A 13,824-nucleotide genomic window follows, 5' to 3' on the forward strand; every position below is an offset into this window, starting at 1 on the left:
CGTTCCCGCCGAAACGGAGGCGTGGGACGGCCTCGGCGGCGGTCCGGACGGAGGCGCCGGGCTGCTGGACAGTGTGCGGCGGTGGCTGGCCGAGAGCGGATCCGAACCGACCCCCGCGCGCGTGGCACAGGCGTTGCGCGAGCAAGGGCGGGTGCTTGGGGACGCCGAAGTCCTCGGGGCGGCCGAACGGTTGCGCTCGGAGCTGGTCGGCAGCGGTCCGCTGGAACCGTTGCTCGCTGACCCGTTGGTGACCGACGTGCTCGTGTCGGCGCCCGACCGGGTCTGGGTGGACCGCGGCGGAGGCCTGGAACTGACCTCCGTGTCCTTCCCGGACGCGGCGGCCGTACGACGTCTCGCGCAGCGCCTCGCGGCGGTGGCCGGCAGACGGCTCGACGACGCCCGCCCCTGGGTGGACGCCAGACTGCCGGACGGAACCCGTTTGCACGCCGTGCTGCCACCGGTCGCCGTCGGCTCGACCTGCCTGTCCCTGCGCGTCGTACGGCCACGCGCGTTCACCCTCGACGAGCTGGTGGCGGCAGGGACGGTGCCACCCGGCGGGGACCGCGTGCTCAGGGCCCTGCTGGACGCCCGGCTGTCGTTCCTCATCAGCGGAGGCACAGGCACCGGCAAGACGACCTTGCTGAGCGCGTTGCTCGGACTGGTGGGTCCCGGGGAGCGGATCGTGCTCGCCGAGGACTCGGCCGAGCTGCGGCCCGACCATCCCCATGTGGTGCGCCTGGAAGGGCGGCCCGCCAACCAGGAAGGCGTCGGCCTCGTCTCGCTCCAGGATCTCGTCCGCCAGGCCCTGCGGATGAGACCGGACCGACTGGTGGTCGGCGAGGTGCGCGGTCCCGAGGTCGTCTCGCTGCTGGCCGCCCTGAATACAGGACATGAGGGCGGCTCGGGAACTCTTCACGCCAACGCGGCGGCACAGGTTCCGGCCCGGCTGGAGGCCCTGGGCACAGCGGCCGGGCTCGACAGGGCCGCGCTGCACAGCCAACTGGCGGCGGCGCTGTCCGTGGTCCTTCATCTCGTGCGGGACCGGACCGGACGGCGCCGGATCGCCGAGGTCCATGTGTTGGAACGCGACCCGTCGGGGCTGGTGGTGACGGTGCCGGCGCTGCGGTGGGGCGAGGACGCCTTCGCGTACGAGCGGGGGTGGGAGCGGCTGCGGGAGCTACTTCGGGCGGGAATGGCGGGAGGCCAGGGGGATCGGAACCAGGGATGTCGGGGAGCGGTCGGGCTCGGGAGCGAGGAAGTACCTCCCGGCAGTCGGAGTACGAGAAGCCCTTCGGAGTGGGTGGGTGCCGGGGCGCTGACAGGGGCCGGACGGCGGGATGCGAATGGGGAGCGGGATGGGGATCGGTGAGATGACGGACGCGCCCGCGGGGGCGGCGGTGGCGTGTGCGGGGATCGCGGCGTGGCTCCTCGGCGGGCACGGCTCGCCTGCGCGCAGAGCGAGGGCGCTGCTCGCGGGCGGTGGGGTGGCGACCGGGCCGCCCCGGTGGGAGCGGGCCCGTATCGACTGGCGACGACTGCGCGGACGGCTGCGGCCCGAAGCCTGGTCGCTGGTGGCGGGAACGGTGATCGCCGTACTCGGCACGTCGGTCGTGCCACTCCTTCTGGGAGCCGCCGGTATGCCCCTGCTGCGCCGGGTGCGGCGGACGGGGGAGGCTCGGCGCGAGCGGGAGCGGCGCGGCGACGCGGTGATCGCCCTGTGCGAGGCTCTCGCCGGTGAGGTGCGGGCAGGGCGTCAACCCGGCGAGGCACTGCTCACGGCCGCGCGTGACTCGGACGGACTCGCCGCCGCGCAGCCGTTGGTGCTGGCTGCGGCGAGATTCGGCGGCGATGTTCCGGGTGCGCTCACTGAGGCGGCGCGGCAGCCCGGCGCCGATGGACTGGTGGGGCTCGCCGCGTGCTGGCGGGTGGCCGTCGACCGGGGCGCGGGGCTCGCGGCGGGACTCGATCGGCTGGAAGCCGCGCTTCGCGCCGAACGCGATCAAAGAGCCGATATGCGTGCCCAGTTGGCGGGATCACGTTCGACGGCGTCGATGCTCGCGGGCTTGCCGGTCCTCGGTCTCCTGCTCGGCACGGCGCTCGGCGCGGACCCCCTGCATGTGCTCCTGCACACCGGCCCCGGCCTTGGCTGCCTGCTGGTCGGCGGGGTGCTGGAGGGAGTGGGGCTGTGGTGGGCGCTGCGGATCGTACGAGGAGCGGAGGCGGCATGAGCACGGAAGTTGTCCACAGGCTGGGGGTACTTGTGTGCGGAGTGCTCTTGGTCGTCGCGCCGGCCCGCTGGCTCGGGGCGGTGCGGCGGGCGAGGAGAGTGCGCCGTCGGCTGGCCGAGTTGCTGCTCCCTGAACCCGCGCCGCCACCGAGGCGCCGCGAAGTACGGGGCTACGGCCGGCGGTTGCTGCCCCCGCTGGGTGTGGTGTGTGCCGGCTGGGTCCTGATCGGCGGCCTCGCCGGAATCCTGGTCGGGCTCGCGGCCGGAATCGGGCTTCGGTGGTGGCTGCGACGGCGGAATCCGGCACCCGCCGAGGCGTACGACGTGTCGGCGGCCGCCCGTCAACTGCCCCTCGCCGCCGATCTGGTGGCCGCCTGCATCGCTGCCGGGGCGGGCCCGGTGTCGGCCGCCCAGGCCGTCGGAGAGGCGCTCGGCGGACCGGTGGGTGAGCGGCTGGCCCTGGGCGCCGCCGAAGTGCGGCTCGGGGGTGAACCGGGAGACGCGTGGCGGAGGTTGGCGTCGCTGCCGGGCGCTCAGGGGTTGGCACGGCTACTGGAGCGGGCGGGCGACTCGGGTGTACCGGCGGCCGTGCCTGTCGGCCGGCTCGCGGCGGAGGCCCGCGCCGACTGGGGGCGCACCGCGACGGCGCGGGCGCGACGGGCAGCAGTCATGGTCACCGCCCCGGTGGGGCTGTGCTTCCTGCCGGCCTTCCTCGCGATCGGCGTGCTGCCTGTGGTGATCGGCCTGGCCACCGGATTGCTGCGAGGGGGTGGTGGGTGACGGGCGGCAGCGGCAGTGGTGAGCGGTGAACGGCGATCAGGCGAAGTGGCCGACAGGGCTGAATCTCACGGAGGTTGGAATGAACGGGATGGTGCGGGTTTTCGGACTGGGACAAAAACGAGGGCCGGGGCGGGAACCGGGGCAAGGCCGAGGGCGTGCGCGGATGCGGGCCACGCAGGAACGGGTGCTCGCGTCGATCGCGGCGCGGAGGGAAGCGGGGATGGTCACGTCCGAGTACGCGGTGGGTGTCATCGCGGCGGTGGCCTTCGCGGCGGCGCTCTACAAGGTGGTGACGAGCGGGCAGGTCGGTGAGGAACTGCAGGGCATCGTGGGGCGGGCGCTCAATGTCCAGATGTGAACGCGGCTTGTGGCTCGCGCGGTTGAGGGCCGGACGGGCTCAGCTGCGGGACGGGGGATTCGTCACCGCTGAGGCCGCTGTGGTGCTGCCGTCACTGGTACTCGTCGGGATGACGCTCGTCTGGGCCCTGCTCGCCGCGTCCGCGCAGATCCAGTGCGTGGACGCGGCACGGGCGGGCGCCCGGTCGGCGGCGCGCCAGGACCCGCCGGAAGCGGTCCTGGCGACGGCCCGACAGGCGGCTCCGTCCGGAGCGAACGTCACGGTGGGCCGGGAGGGCGACCTGGTCCGGGTGACGGTCGGCGCGAGGACACCCGGACCCGCCGCGCTGTCCCTCGTGCTGAAGGACGAGGCGGTGGCGCTCGCGGAAGAGACGGTGGGGGATACGGCCGAGGGGGTGGACGGGAAATGAGGAGTCGGGGTCGACGGCGGATTCGACGATGGGCGGGGTCACTCACAGGGAGAAGCCGTACGTGGTGGCGCGCGTCCTCCGACAGAGGTTCGGCGACTGTGTGGACGGTGGGCGCGATCGCTGTCCTGTGTGCCGTCTTCGGAGCTGTGCTGTCGATGGGGCAGGCCGTCGTGGTGCGGCACCGGGCAGCAGGGGCCGCGGACCTGGCGGCCCTGGCCGCGGCGGACCACTGGAGCGACGGTGGCGCGGCGGCCTGCGCCCGCGCGGAACGCGTGGCCCGGGCGCAGAGCGCCCGGCTCGTGCGGTGCGAGGTCGACGGCCAGATCTCGGACGTGACGGCGGTGTCCGGAACCGGTCTCATCACCGCCGAGGTCAGATCGAGGGCGGGGCCGGCTGAGTCCGTGGGGCCGACAGGACCTTCGGAGTCCACGGGGTCACCAGGGCTCGCTCCGGGATCTCCGGGGCCTCCCGGCCCTCCCAGGCCTCACCCCGCCGGGTCCCGGTCCGCGGCACCTCACGCAGCCGACCTTCACCCATTCGGCTCTGTGGTGCCTGACTTTCGTCCGACCGGCCACCGACACGGGCCACCGACACCGATATCGGCCAGCGGTCACTGGCCAGCGGCCCCTGCCCATCCGGCCCAGGCTCGCCGCCCGGACTACTCGCGACCCGGCTCCTCCAGATCCGACCTCTCCGGACCTGGCTCGTTCCGATCCGCCCCCTCCCGATCCGCCCCCTCCCGATCGGGCCCCTTCGGACCTGGCTCCTCCGGTGCTGCCCGCAGGAGTTCTGTGAGCAGGCGGACGGCGCCTCGCTTGTGGAGCGGATCGTTGCCGTTACCGCATTTGGGGGACTGGATGCAGGACGGGCAGCCGGTGTCGCACTCGCACGAGGCGATGGCCTGACGGGTGGCGGTGAGCCACGAGCGGGCTGTGTGGAAGGCGCGTTCGGCGAATCCGGCGCCGCCCGGGTGGCCGTCGTACACGAAGACGGTGGGCAGGAGCGTGTCCGGGTGGAGGGGGACGGAGACGCCGCCGATGTCCCAGCGGTCGCAGGTGGCGAACAGCGGCAGCATGCCGATCGACGCGTGCTCGGCGGCGTGCAGGGTGCCGCCGAGGATCTCCGGGTTGATCCGGGCCGCGTCCAGCTGGTCCTCGGTGACCGTCCACCAGACGGCGCGGGTACGGAGCGTCCGCGGAGGGAGGTCGAGCTTCGTCTCGCCGAGTACTTCACCGGTGATGACACGTCGGCGCAGGAAGGAGACGACCTGATTGGTGACCTCGACGGAGCCGTAGCACAACCGGCCGTCACCCCAAGGGACTTCGACGTCGGTCTTGAGGACGGCGATGGTGGTCGTGTCCCGGGCGACCGTCGAATACGGCGGGCTGGCCTCCTCGACCAGTGCGACGGAGTCCTCCAGGTCCAGCTTGCGCACCAGGTACGTACGGCCCTGGTGCAGATGGACCGCGCCCTCGTGGACCGCCGTGTGCGCGGCGCCCTCGTCGACGGTGCCGAGCAGACGGCCGGTCCCGGCCTCGACGACCTGCACCGGGCTGCCGCCGCCCCCGCGGATGTCGGTCAGGTCGACGGCTCGCTCTCGGCGGGTCCAGTGCCAGGCCGTGGTCCGGCGGCGCAGCAGTTTCGCGGCCTCCAGCTGCGGCAGCAGCCCGGCGGCGGCGGGGCCGAAGAGCTCCAGGTCCTCGTCCGTGAGCGGGATCTCGGAGGCGGCGGCGCACAGGTGCGGGGCGAGGACGTACGGGTTGTCCGGGTCGAGGACCGTGGATTCCACCGGTTGGTCGAACAGGGCCTCGGGGTGATGGACGAGGAAGGTGTCCAGCGGGTCGTCGCGGGCGACCAGGATCGCCAGTGCGCCTTCCCCGGAGCGGCCCGCGCGGCCGGCCTGCTGCCAGAGAGAGGCGCGGGTGCCCGGGTAACCGGAGATGACGACGGCGTCGAGGCCGGAGATGTCGACGCCGAGTTCGAGGGCGGTGGTGGCGGCGAGGCCGAGGAGTTCCCCGGAGTGCAGCGCGCTCTCCAGGGCACGTCGTTCCTCGGGGAGGTAGCCGCCGCGGTAGGCGGCGACGCGCCGGGCCAGTGAGCGGTCGATCTCGGCGAGGCGTTCCTGGGCGATGACCGCGATCAGCTCGGCGCCACGCCGGGACCGTACGAAGGAGATCGAGCGCATGCCCTGGACGGTGAGGTCGGTCAGCAGATCGGCCGTCTCGGCGGTGGCGCTACGCCGTACGGGTGCACCTTTCTCGCCGTGCAGTTCGGTGAGCGGAGGCTCCCACAGGGCGAACACGAGTTCCCCTCGCGGGGAGGCGTCGTCGGCGACCTCGACGACCGGGAGGCCCGTCAGACGGCCTGCCGCGACCGAGGGTTCGGCGGCGGTCGCGGAGGCCAGCAGGAAGACGGGCGAGGCGCCGTAGCGGGCGCAGAGGCGGCGCAGACGGCGCAGTACCTGGGCGACGTGGGAGCCGAAGACGCCGCGGTAGGTGTGGCACTCGTCGATGACGACGTAGCGCAGGGCGCGCAGGAAGGAGGACCAGCGGGGGTGGGAGGGCAATATCCCGCGGTGCAGCATGTCGGGGTTGGTCAGGACGTAGTTGGCGTACTGGCGTACCCATTCACGTTCCTCGAACGGAGTGTCGCCGTCGTACACGGCCGGGCGTACGGCATTGCCCAGCGGTTGTGAAAGTTCCTTCACCGAGCGGCGCTGGTCGGCCGCCAGGGCCTTGGTGGGGGCCAGGTAGAGGGCGGTGGCACCCCGGCCGTTCGGGGCCTCGGACCCCTCCAGGAGGGCTGTCAGGACCGGGGCGAGGTAGGCCAGGGACTTGCCGGAGGCGGTGCCGGTGGCGACGATCACCGACTCGCCGTCCAGGGCGTGCTCGGCGACGCGCGCCTGGTGGGCCCAGGGGTGCTCGATGCCCGCGGCCTGCACGGCCGCGATGACCTCCGAACGGATCCGGTCGGGCCAGACGGCATGACGACCCTCTCGCGGGGGCAAGTGCTCCGTATGAGTGATGCGCGAAGACCGGCTCGGCCCCGAGGCGAGCCGGTCCAGGACGGTGCTCGGCGAGGGGCGGGACGCGGTGTCCGCCGAGGTTCGATCGGATCGGTGATTCTTGGCCATCGGCATCGAGTGTGTCACTGGCGTGACGGACAATGGGCCCAAGGCGTCGTGCACGCCTGCCGGTAAGTGATTGAATGCCATCGCGGCTGGCGAACCGTCCCGGGGGCTCTGCCGAGGTGTCCCATGGGGCGACCGCTCGATAGCAAGGTGCTGGAGGATCCGTGGACCTGTCCCTGTCGACTCGCAATGTGTCCGGCCCCAACGGCGACCGTACGGTCGTCGAGGTCGGCGGCGAAATCGATGTATATACCGCGCCCAAGCTGCGCGAGCAGCTGGTCGAGCTGGTGAACGACGGCAGTTTCCACCTCGTCGTAGACATGGAGGGCGTGGACTTCCTCGACTCCACCGGTCTCGGCGTGCTGGTGGGCGGCCTGAAGCGCGTCCGGGCCCATGAGGGCTCGCTGCGTCTGGTGTGCAACCAGGAGCGCATTCTGAAGATCTTCCGTATTACCGGTCTCACCAAGGTGTTCCCGATTCACACCTCGGTGGACGAGGCGGTCAACGCGACCGACTGACGGCCGGTCCACCGGGTCGTGGGCCCGGCATCGCACACATCGGGGACCGGGCCCACGGCCCGGCCCCCAGACAGCACGCCCGTAGTTCGGAGGGGGATGCATGGCCACCGTTGAACTCCGCTTCAGTGCGCTGCCCGAGCACGTCAGGACCGCCCGACTCGTGGCGGCGGCGGTGGCGCGCAGGGCCGGAGTGGACGAGGCCGTCCTCGACGAGGTCAGGCTCGCTGTCGGCGAGGCCTGTACTCGTGCTGTCGGACTGCACCAGAGTGGCGGTATCTCCGCGCCGGTGCACGTGTCGCTGATCGAGGAGGAGAAGCAGTTCTCCATCGAGGTCGGTGACGAGGTGCCTGGTTCGGTGCCCGGAGGGGCGGCGTCCGGCGCCGTCTCGGACGCGGAGGCCGAGGAGGACGAGATGGGCCTCGCGGTCATCAGCGGCCTCGTCGACGACGTGGAAGTCATTGCCGGAGAGCACGGCGGACTGATCAGGATGAGCTGGCCCACCACGCCGCCGGCCATGGCTCTTCCCTGACAGCAGCCTCTCTTTTTTAGTCCCGAAGGGCCCTACTCGGTGGGGCCCTTCGGCGTGTCCGGGGACTCGCGCTCGTCCATATGGTGATCATGCACTCTGTTGATCGTGCACGGCGTTTCGTGAATTGATTCACGATCATCGGCGCGATAATTGGATCAAGCGTCAACGCTTCTGGGGCATTACTGCATTTGGGTCCATGGACGCCTGTCGATCATTTGCTGAAGAGCAAGTGAAGGCTAATTCCGCTTACCGCGCACTGTTTTGATCAGGTTCCGGTATCTAGAATCCGTCCACATCTTGAGCTCAGCCCAAGCGTCAAGGAGGACGAATGGCGGGGCTTTCTACCCCTCATCAGTTTGACCACCCCTCAACCTTCGCAGCCGCGGTCCTGACGGACGGCAACCGTCTCATCGTGATGGTCATCGTGGTCGTCGCCGTGGCAGCCCTCGTGGTCGCCGGGATCCTGGTGCGCCAGGTTCTCGCGGCCGGCGAGGGCACCGACAGCATGAAGGAGATCGCGACGGCGATCCAGGAAGGCGCGAATGCCTATCTGGGACGTCAGATGCGCACGCTCGGCGTATTCGCCGCAGTGGTGTTCTTCCTGCTCATGCTGCTTCCCGCGGACGACTGGAACCAGCGCGCCGGACGATCGATCTTCTTCCTGATCGGCGCGGTGTTCTCGGCGACCACCGGCTATATCGGCATGTGGCTCGCCGTACGGAGCAATGTCCGCGTGGCCGCCGCGGCAAGGGAAGCAACCCCGGCGGAGGGTGAACCCGAAAAGGATCTCACCGCCGTCTCGCACAAAGCCATGAAGATCGCTTTCCGCACCGGTGGCGTCGTCGGCATGTTCACGGTGGGGCTCGGCCTGCTGGGCGCCTCCTGTGTGGTGCTCGTGTACGCGGCCGACGCGCCGAAAGTCCTGGAAGGCTTCGGTCTCGGCGCGGCACTGATCGCCATGTTCATGCGTGTCGGCGGCGGTATCTTCACCAAGGCCGCCGACGTCGGAGCCGACCTGGTCGGCAAGGTCGAGCAGGGCATCCCGGAGGACGACCCGCGCAATGCCGCGACCATCGCCGACAACGTGGGCGACAACGTGGGCGACTGCGCCGGTATGGCCGCCGACCTCTTCGAGTCGTACGCCGTCACGCTCGTCGCCGCGCTGATCCTCGGCAAGGTGGCGTTCGGCGATTCCGGGCTAGCGTTCCCGCTGATCGTGCCCGCGATCGGCGTACTCACCGCGATGATCGGCATCTTCGCGGTGGCGCCCCGGCGTTCGGACCGCAGCGGCATGTCCGCGATCAACCGTGGGTTCTTCATCTCCGCGGTGATCTCGCTCGTCCTGGTCGCCTTCGCCGTCTACATCTACCTTCCGGGGACCTACGCAGAACTGGACGGGGTCACGGACGCGGCGATCAAGGCCAAGGGCGGTGACCCGCGGGTCCTCGCGGTCGTCGCCGTCGGCATCGGCATCGTGCTGGCCGCGCTCATCCAGCAGTTGACCGGCTACTTCACCGAGACCAGCCGCCGTCCCGTCCGGGACATCGGCAAGAGTTCCCTCACCGGCGCGGCCACCGTCGTCCTCGCCGGCATCTCCATCGGTCTCGAATCGGCCGTCTACACCGCCCTGTTGATCGGCCTCGGCGTGTACGGGGCCTTCCTGCTGGGCGGTACGTCGATCATGCTGGCGCTGTTCGCCGTGGCGCTCGCAGGAACGGGCCTGCTCACCACGGTCGGTGTCATCGTCGCGATGGACACCTTCGGTCCCGTCTCCGACAACGCGCAAGGCATCGCCGAGATGTCAGGCGACGTCGAGGGCGCGGGCGCGCAGGTGCTCACCGACCTGGACGCCGTCGGCAACACCACCAAGGCCATCACCAAGGGCATCGCCATCGCCACCGCCGTCCTCGCGGCCTCGGCCCTCTTCGGCTCGTACCGTGACGCGATCACCACGGCCGCGAGTGATGTGGGCGAGAAGGTCTCGGGCCCCGGAGCGCCGATGAACCTGATGATGGACATCTCGCAGCCCAACAACCTGGTGGGTCTCATCGCGGGCGCGGCGGTCGTCTTCCTCTTCTCGGGGCTGGCGATCAACGCGGTGGCGCGGTCCGCCGGGGCCGTGGTCTACGAGGTGCGGCGGCAGTTCAGAGACCACCCCGGGATCATGGACTACTCGGAGAAACCCGAGTACGGGCGCGTCGTCGACATCTGCACCAAGGACGCGCTGCGCGAACTCGCCACACCGGGCCTGCTCGCGGTGCTCACGCCGATCGCGATCGGGTTCACGCTCGGTGTCGGCGCGCTCGGTTCGTTCCTCGCGGGCGCCATCGGCACCGGCACGCTGATGGCGGTCTTCCTCGCCAACTCCGGCGGGGCGTGGGACAACGCCAAGAAGCTCGTCGAGGACGGCCATCACGGCGGCAAGGGCAGTGAGGCCCACGAGGCGACGGTGATCGGTGACACGGTCGGTGACCCGTTCAAGGACACCGCGGGCCCCGCGATCAACCCGCTTCTGAAGGTCATGAACCTGGTGTCGCTGCTGATCGCTCCGGCCATCGTCAAATTCTCGTACGGCAACGACAAGAGCGTCGGTGTACGGGTGTTCATCGCCATCCTCGCGCTCATCGTGATCGTCGGCTCCGTGTACATCTCCAAGCGGCGCGGGATCGTCATGGGTGACGAGAGGGACGACGACGAAGGGGTCGCCAAGTCGGCCGATCCGGCGGTGGTTTCGTAACTCACAGGTTCCGCGCCCGATCAGGCACGGGATTCCGGGTCTGATCGGGGAGTGGGCCAACGGGCGGGCGCATGGCGCGTGTTGACGTGCCGTGCGCCCGCCCTGTGTGTGTTCACGTCGTCTTCGTGAGCCTTCTCTCTCTTGGTGCAAATGGCTTCAATAGATGTCGTAGTGGACATTCGCCATGTGGGTGTCGTCCGCATGGCGTGTATGTTCCGGGGCCGAGAGCCATGGAAGGGACCAAACCGGTGAACAAGAAGCTCGCGGCCGCACTGTCCGGCGGTGCGGTACTGGTGCTCGCCCTGTCGGGATGCGGCAGCAGCGGCGGCAGCGGCAACGACAAGCTGAACTCCTGGGCCAAGCAGGTCTGCGACGCGGTGAAGCCGCAGGCGCAGAAGATCGAGGACGCGAACGCGGCGATCCAGAAGCAGACCTCGGACAACAGCACGCCGGACGCCGTCCAGAAGACCGATGCACAGGCCTTCCAGGACATGTCCGACGCGTACAAGGCGATCGGCACCGCCGTCGGCAACGCGGGACCGCCGGACGTCGAGGGCGGCAAGACCAAGCAGACGAACGCGGTCAAGGAGCTCAACACCATCTCCGCGTCGTATGCCGACCTGAAGACGCAGGTCGCCAAGCTCGACACCAAGGACCAGGCCAAGTTCGCCGAGGGCCTCAAGGGCATCGCGACCCAGCTCGGCAAACTGAGCCAGAGCGGGAGCGACGCCCTGAAGCAGCTGGAGGAGGGCGACGTGGGCAAGGCGATGGCGCAGCAGGCGAGCTGCAAGTCGGCGTCCGGGTCCCCGGCGGCGGCCAACGGCTGAGACCGCCCGCAGGACCTGAGGAGAGCCCGGCACACACGCGCCGGGCTCTCGGCCTGTGCCGGGTGTGCCGCCGGCACGAAGGACCGGCTTTCGGCGTGTGCAGGGTGGGCCACCGGCACCCGAGACCGCCTTTCGGCATGTGCAGGACGTGCCGCTGGCACACGCGACCGGCTTCCGGCATGTGCAGCGCGTGCCGCACCGGCTGTCCACAGGTGAGGCTCTGTCCACAGGTGTGGGTGCCGGTGGGCGATAGCGGACACAATGGGAGGCGTGAGTCACACCAGCCTGTCACCGTTGCCCTCGTCCGATCGTGCCGACATCGCCGCCCGGCTGCGGAGCGCCCTCCTCGACGCCTCCTTCACCGCGGACGGTCTCCTCGACCTGCTCGGCGCCCCCGCGTACGCCGCTCTGGCGCGCAGCGAGATCGTGCCCGCCCTCCGGGCGACGCGCGGGGACACACCGCTGGAGACGCTCGTACGGCTGTTCCTGCTGCAACAGCCCGTGCCGTACGCGCGCGTGGCGGACGTGCTGCCCGTCGAGGACGCCCTGGAGAGCGGCTGGCTGACCCGGACGGGCGGGGACGAGGTCGCGGCGAGCGTCGACATCCGGCCCTACGGCGGACCCGACGACGAGGACTGGTTCATCGTGTCCGACCTCGGGTGCGCCGTCGGCGGTGCGGGCGGCATCGGCAGCCGGGAGGAAGGGGTCGTCCTCGGAGTGGGAGGCGCCTCCACGACTCTCGCCGGCATCACCGTGCGCAAGCCCGTCGATTCCGCGCTCGATCTCGGCACCGGCTCCGGAATCCAGGCCCTGCACGTCGCGCAGCACGCCACGCGCGTGACGGCGACCGACCTGAACCCCCGCGCCCTGCACGTCACCGCGCTCACCCTCGCGCTCTCCGGTGCCCCGGCCGTCGACCTGCGCCAGGGCTCCCTCTTCGAGCCGGTCCGCGCCGACGAGAGGTACGACCTGATCGTCTCGAACCCGCCCTTCGTGATCTCGCCGGGCGCCCGGTTGACGTACCGGGACGGTGGAATGGGCGGGGACGATCTGTGCCGCACGCTCGTTCAGGAGGCGGGGGACCGGCTGAACGAAGGGGGTTACGCCCAGTTCCTGGCCAACTGGCAGCACGTGGAGGGCGAGGACTGGCAGGACCGGCTGCGTTCCTGGGTGCCGCGCGGCTGCGACGCGTGGATCGTGCAGCGCGAGGTGCAGGACGTCACGCAGTACGCGGAGCTGTGGCTGCGCGACTCGGGTGACCACCGTGCCGACCCGGCCGACTACCAGGCGCGCTACGACGCGTGGCTCGACGAGTTCGAGGCCCGCAAGGTGAAGGCCGTCGGCTTCGGATGGATCACACTGCGCAGAACGACGGCGGCCGAGCCCTCGATCACCGTCGAGGAATGGCCGCACTCCGTCGAGCAGCCGCTCGGCGATGCCGTACGGGAGCACTTCGACCGGGTCGACTACCTGAGACGGCACGACGACGCGGGTCTGCTCGCCGGTCACTTCAGACTCGTGGCGGAGGTCGTTCAGGAGCAGGTCGGCCTGCCCGGCGCCGAGGACCCGGAGCATGTGGTGCTGCGTCAGCACCGGGGCATGCGCCGGGCCACCAAGGTGGACACGGTCGGCGCGGGTTTCGCCGGTGTGTGCGACGGCACGCTGAGCGCGGGGCGGATCCTCGACGCCATCGCCCAACTGGTCGGAGAGGACCCGGTGTTGCTGCGAGACCGGACACCCGCGCAGATCCGCCTCCTGGTCGAGCAGGGCTTCCTGGAGCCGGTCGAGTAGCCGGTGACGCGGTGGGAGGGGACGGGTTCTGGGATTGAGCCGGGATTGAGCCGGGATCGGGTTGGGTTCGAGCTGGGACCGAGTTGGATTTCGGCCGGGATCCGGCTGGGTTCAAGCTGGGACTGGTTGGGCCAGGGCTGAGGGTTTGAGGCGGCCGGCGCTGTTGCCGCGCACTTCGCGACCGCACGGGCGGAGGCACGCATCCGGCTCCCGGGCCTGGCTCCGGCCATGGCTCCGGTCCCGGCCCGTGCGCCGACGCCCTCCGCTCCTCCGGTCGCGCTCCGCGATCTCCCCCGTCCATGCCTCCCCTCGACAGCGGCGGAAGGCATGGGTAAGGCACCGCAGCTCCGGTGCCCGCTCAGGCCGCGGGGTGGGTTTTAGGTGCTCCCGTTCTCGCCCCGGTGGTCACCGGATCGGGTTCTCCCGCCGGGAGGGGAAACCGGCCAACATCCGAAGAAGCGGCGGACGCACCCCTCCCCATGGCCCATGTTCTTGTCCGTATCCGCCTCCCTCCGTAT

Annotated in this window: 11 protein-coding genes and 1 pseudogene; 11 read left to right on the forward strand and 1 reads right to left on the reverse strand. The window is 70.6% G+C overall.

Going from position 1 to position 13,824, the window contains the following annotated elements; all coding sequences use genetic code 11:
• Nucleotides 1–61: 61 nt before the first annotated feature.
• From ABZV42_RS30530 to ABZV42_RS30555, 6 genes and pseudogenes are all read left to right on the forward strand, one after another.
• A complete protein-coding gene (locus tag ABZV42_RS30530; protein WP_356054663.1) occupies nucleotides 62–1,369 on the forward strand; it encodes a TadA family conjugal transfer-associated ATPase in 1,308 nt (435 codons plus the stop codon).
• A gap of 1 nt (nucleotide 1,370) precedes the next feature.
• Entirely contained in the window at nucleotides 1,371–2,228 is an 858-nt protein-coding gene (locus ABZV42_RS30535) for a type II secretion system F family protein (protein WP_356054609.1), read from the forward strand.
• Nucleotides 2,225–3,007: a type II secretion system F family protein gene (locus ABZV42_RS30540; RefSeq protein ID WP_356054611.1), complete on the forward strand. Its 783-nt coding sequence runs from the start codon at nucleotides 2,225–2,227 to the stop codon at nucleotides 3,005–3,007. Before ABZV42_RS30535 ends, ABZV42_RS30540 begins: the two co-directional genes overlap by 4 nt.
• 163 nt (nucleotides 3,008–3,170) lie before the next feature.
• The gene (locus ABZV42_RS30545) at nucleotides 3,171–3,365 is read left to right on the forward strand and encodes a DUF4244 domain-containing protein (RefSeq protein ID WP_356054613.1); all 195 of its coding nucleotides are present in this window, start codon (nucleotides 3,171–3,173) and stop codon (nucleotides 3,363–3,365) included.
• A complete protein-coding gene (locus ABZV42_RS30550; RefSeq protein ID WP_356054615.1) occupies nucleotides 3,352–3,774 on the forward strand; it encodes a TadE family type IV pilus minor pilin in 423 nt (140 codons plus the stop codon). Before ABZV42_RS30545 ends, ABZV42_RS30550 begins: the two co-directional genes overlap by 14 nt.
• A gap of 20 nt (nucleotides 3,775–3,794) precedes the next feature.
• A pseudogene (locus ABZV42_RS30555) lies at nucleotides 3,795–4,166 on the forward strand (Rv3654c family TadE-like protein); the annotation flags it as partial.
• 266 nt (nucleotides 4,167–4,432) lie between these two features.
• Here the strand turns inward: ABZV42_RS30555 and ABZV42_RS30560 are convergent.
• Nucleotides 4,433–6,988: a DEAD/DEAH box helicase gene (locus tag ABZV42_RS30560; protein ID WP_356054617.1), complete on the reverse strand. Its 2,556-nt coding sequence runs from the start codon at nucleotides 6,986–6,988 to the stop codon at nucleotides 4,433–4,435.
• An 80-nt stretch (nucleotides 6,989–7,068) separates the two neighbouring features.
• Here ABZV42_RS30560 and bldG point away from each other — a divergent pair, with 80 nt between their 5' ends.
• The 5 genes from bldG to ABZV42_RS30585 all read left to right on the forward strand — a co-directional run bounded on the left by bldG (nucleotide 7,069) and on the right by ABZV42_RS30585 (nucleotide 13,306).
• Complete coding sequence (gene bldG, locus ABZV42_RS30565) at nucleotides 7,069–7,422, forward strand: anti-sigma factor antagonist BldG (protein WP_037625427.1); 354 nt, start codon at nucleotides 7,069–7,071, stop codon at nucleotides 7,420–7,422.
• Nucleotides 7,423–7,522: 100 nt separating this feature from the next.
• Nucleotides 7,523–7,951: an ATP-binding protein gene (locus ABZV42_RS30570; protein ID WP_355986914.1), complete on the forward strand. Its 429-nt coding sequence runs from the start codon at nucleotides 7,523–7,525 to the stop codon at nucleotides 7,949–7,951.
• Between the two features lie 328 nt (nucleotides 7,952–8,279).
• Complete coding sequence (locus ABZV42_RS30575) at nucleotides 8,280–10,688, forward strand: sodium-translocating pyrophosphatase (RefSeq protein ID WP_356054619.1); 2,409 nt, start codon at nucleotides 8,280–8,282, stop codon at nucleotides 10,686–10,688.
• 230 nt (nucleotides 10,689–10,918) lie between these two features.
• Complete coding sequence (locus ABZV42_RS30580) at nucleotides 10,919–11,515, forward strand: small secreted protein (RefSeq protein WP_355986920.1); 597 nt, start codon at nucleotides 10,919–10,921, stop codon at nucleotides 11,513–11,515.
• A 261-nt stretch (nucleotides 11,516–11,776) separates the two neighbouring features.
• Nucleotides 11,777–13,306 carry a class I SAM-dependent methyltransferase gene (locus tag ABZV42_RS30585; protein WP_355986923.1) on the forward strand — a complete coding sequence of 510 codons (1,530 nt, stop codon included), beginning with the start codon at nucleotides 11,777–11,779 and terminating at the stop codon, nucleotides 13,304–13,306.
• Nucleotides 13,307–13,824 lie beyond the last annotated feature (518 nt).

Origin of the sequence: Streptomyces sp. NPDC005281, assembly GCF_040607495.1 — a bacterium.
Taxonomy (GTDB): domain Bacteria; phylum Actinomycetota; class Actinomycetes; order Streptomycetales; family Streptomycetaceae; genus Streptomyces.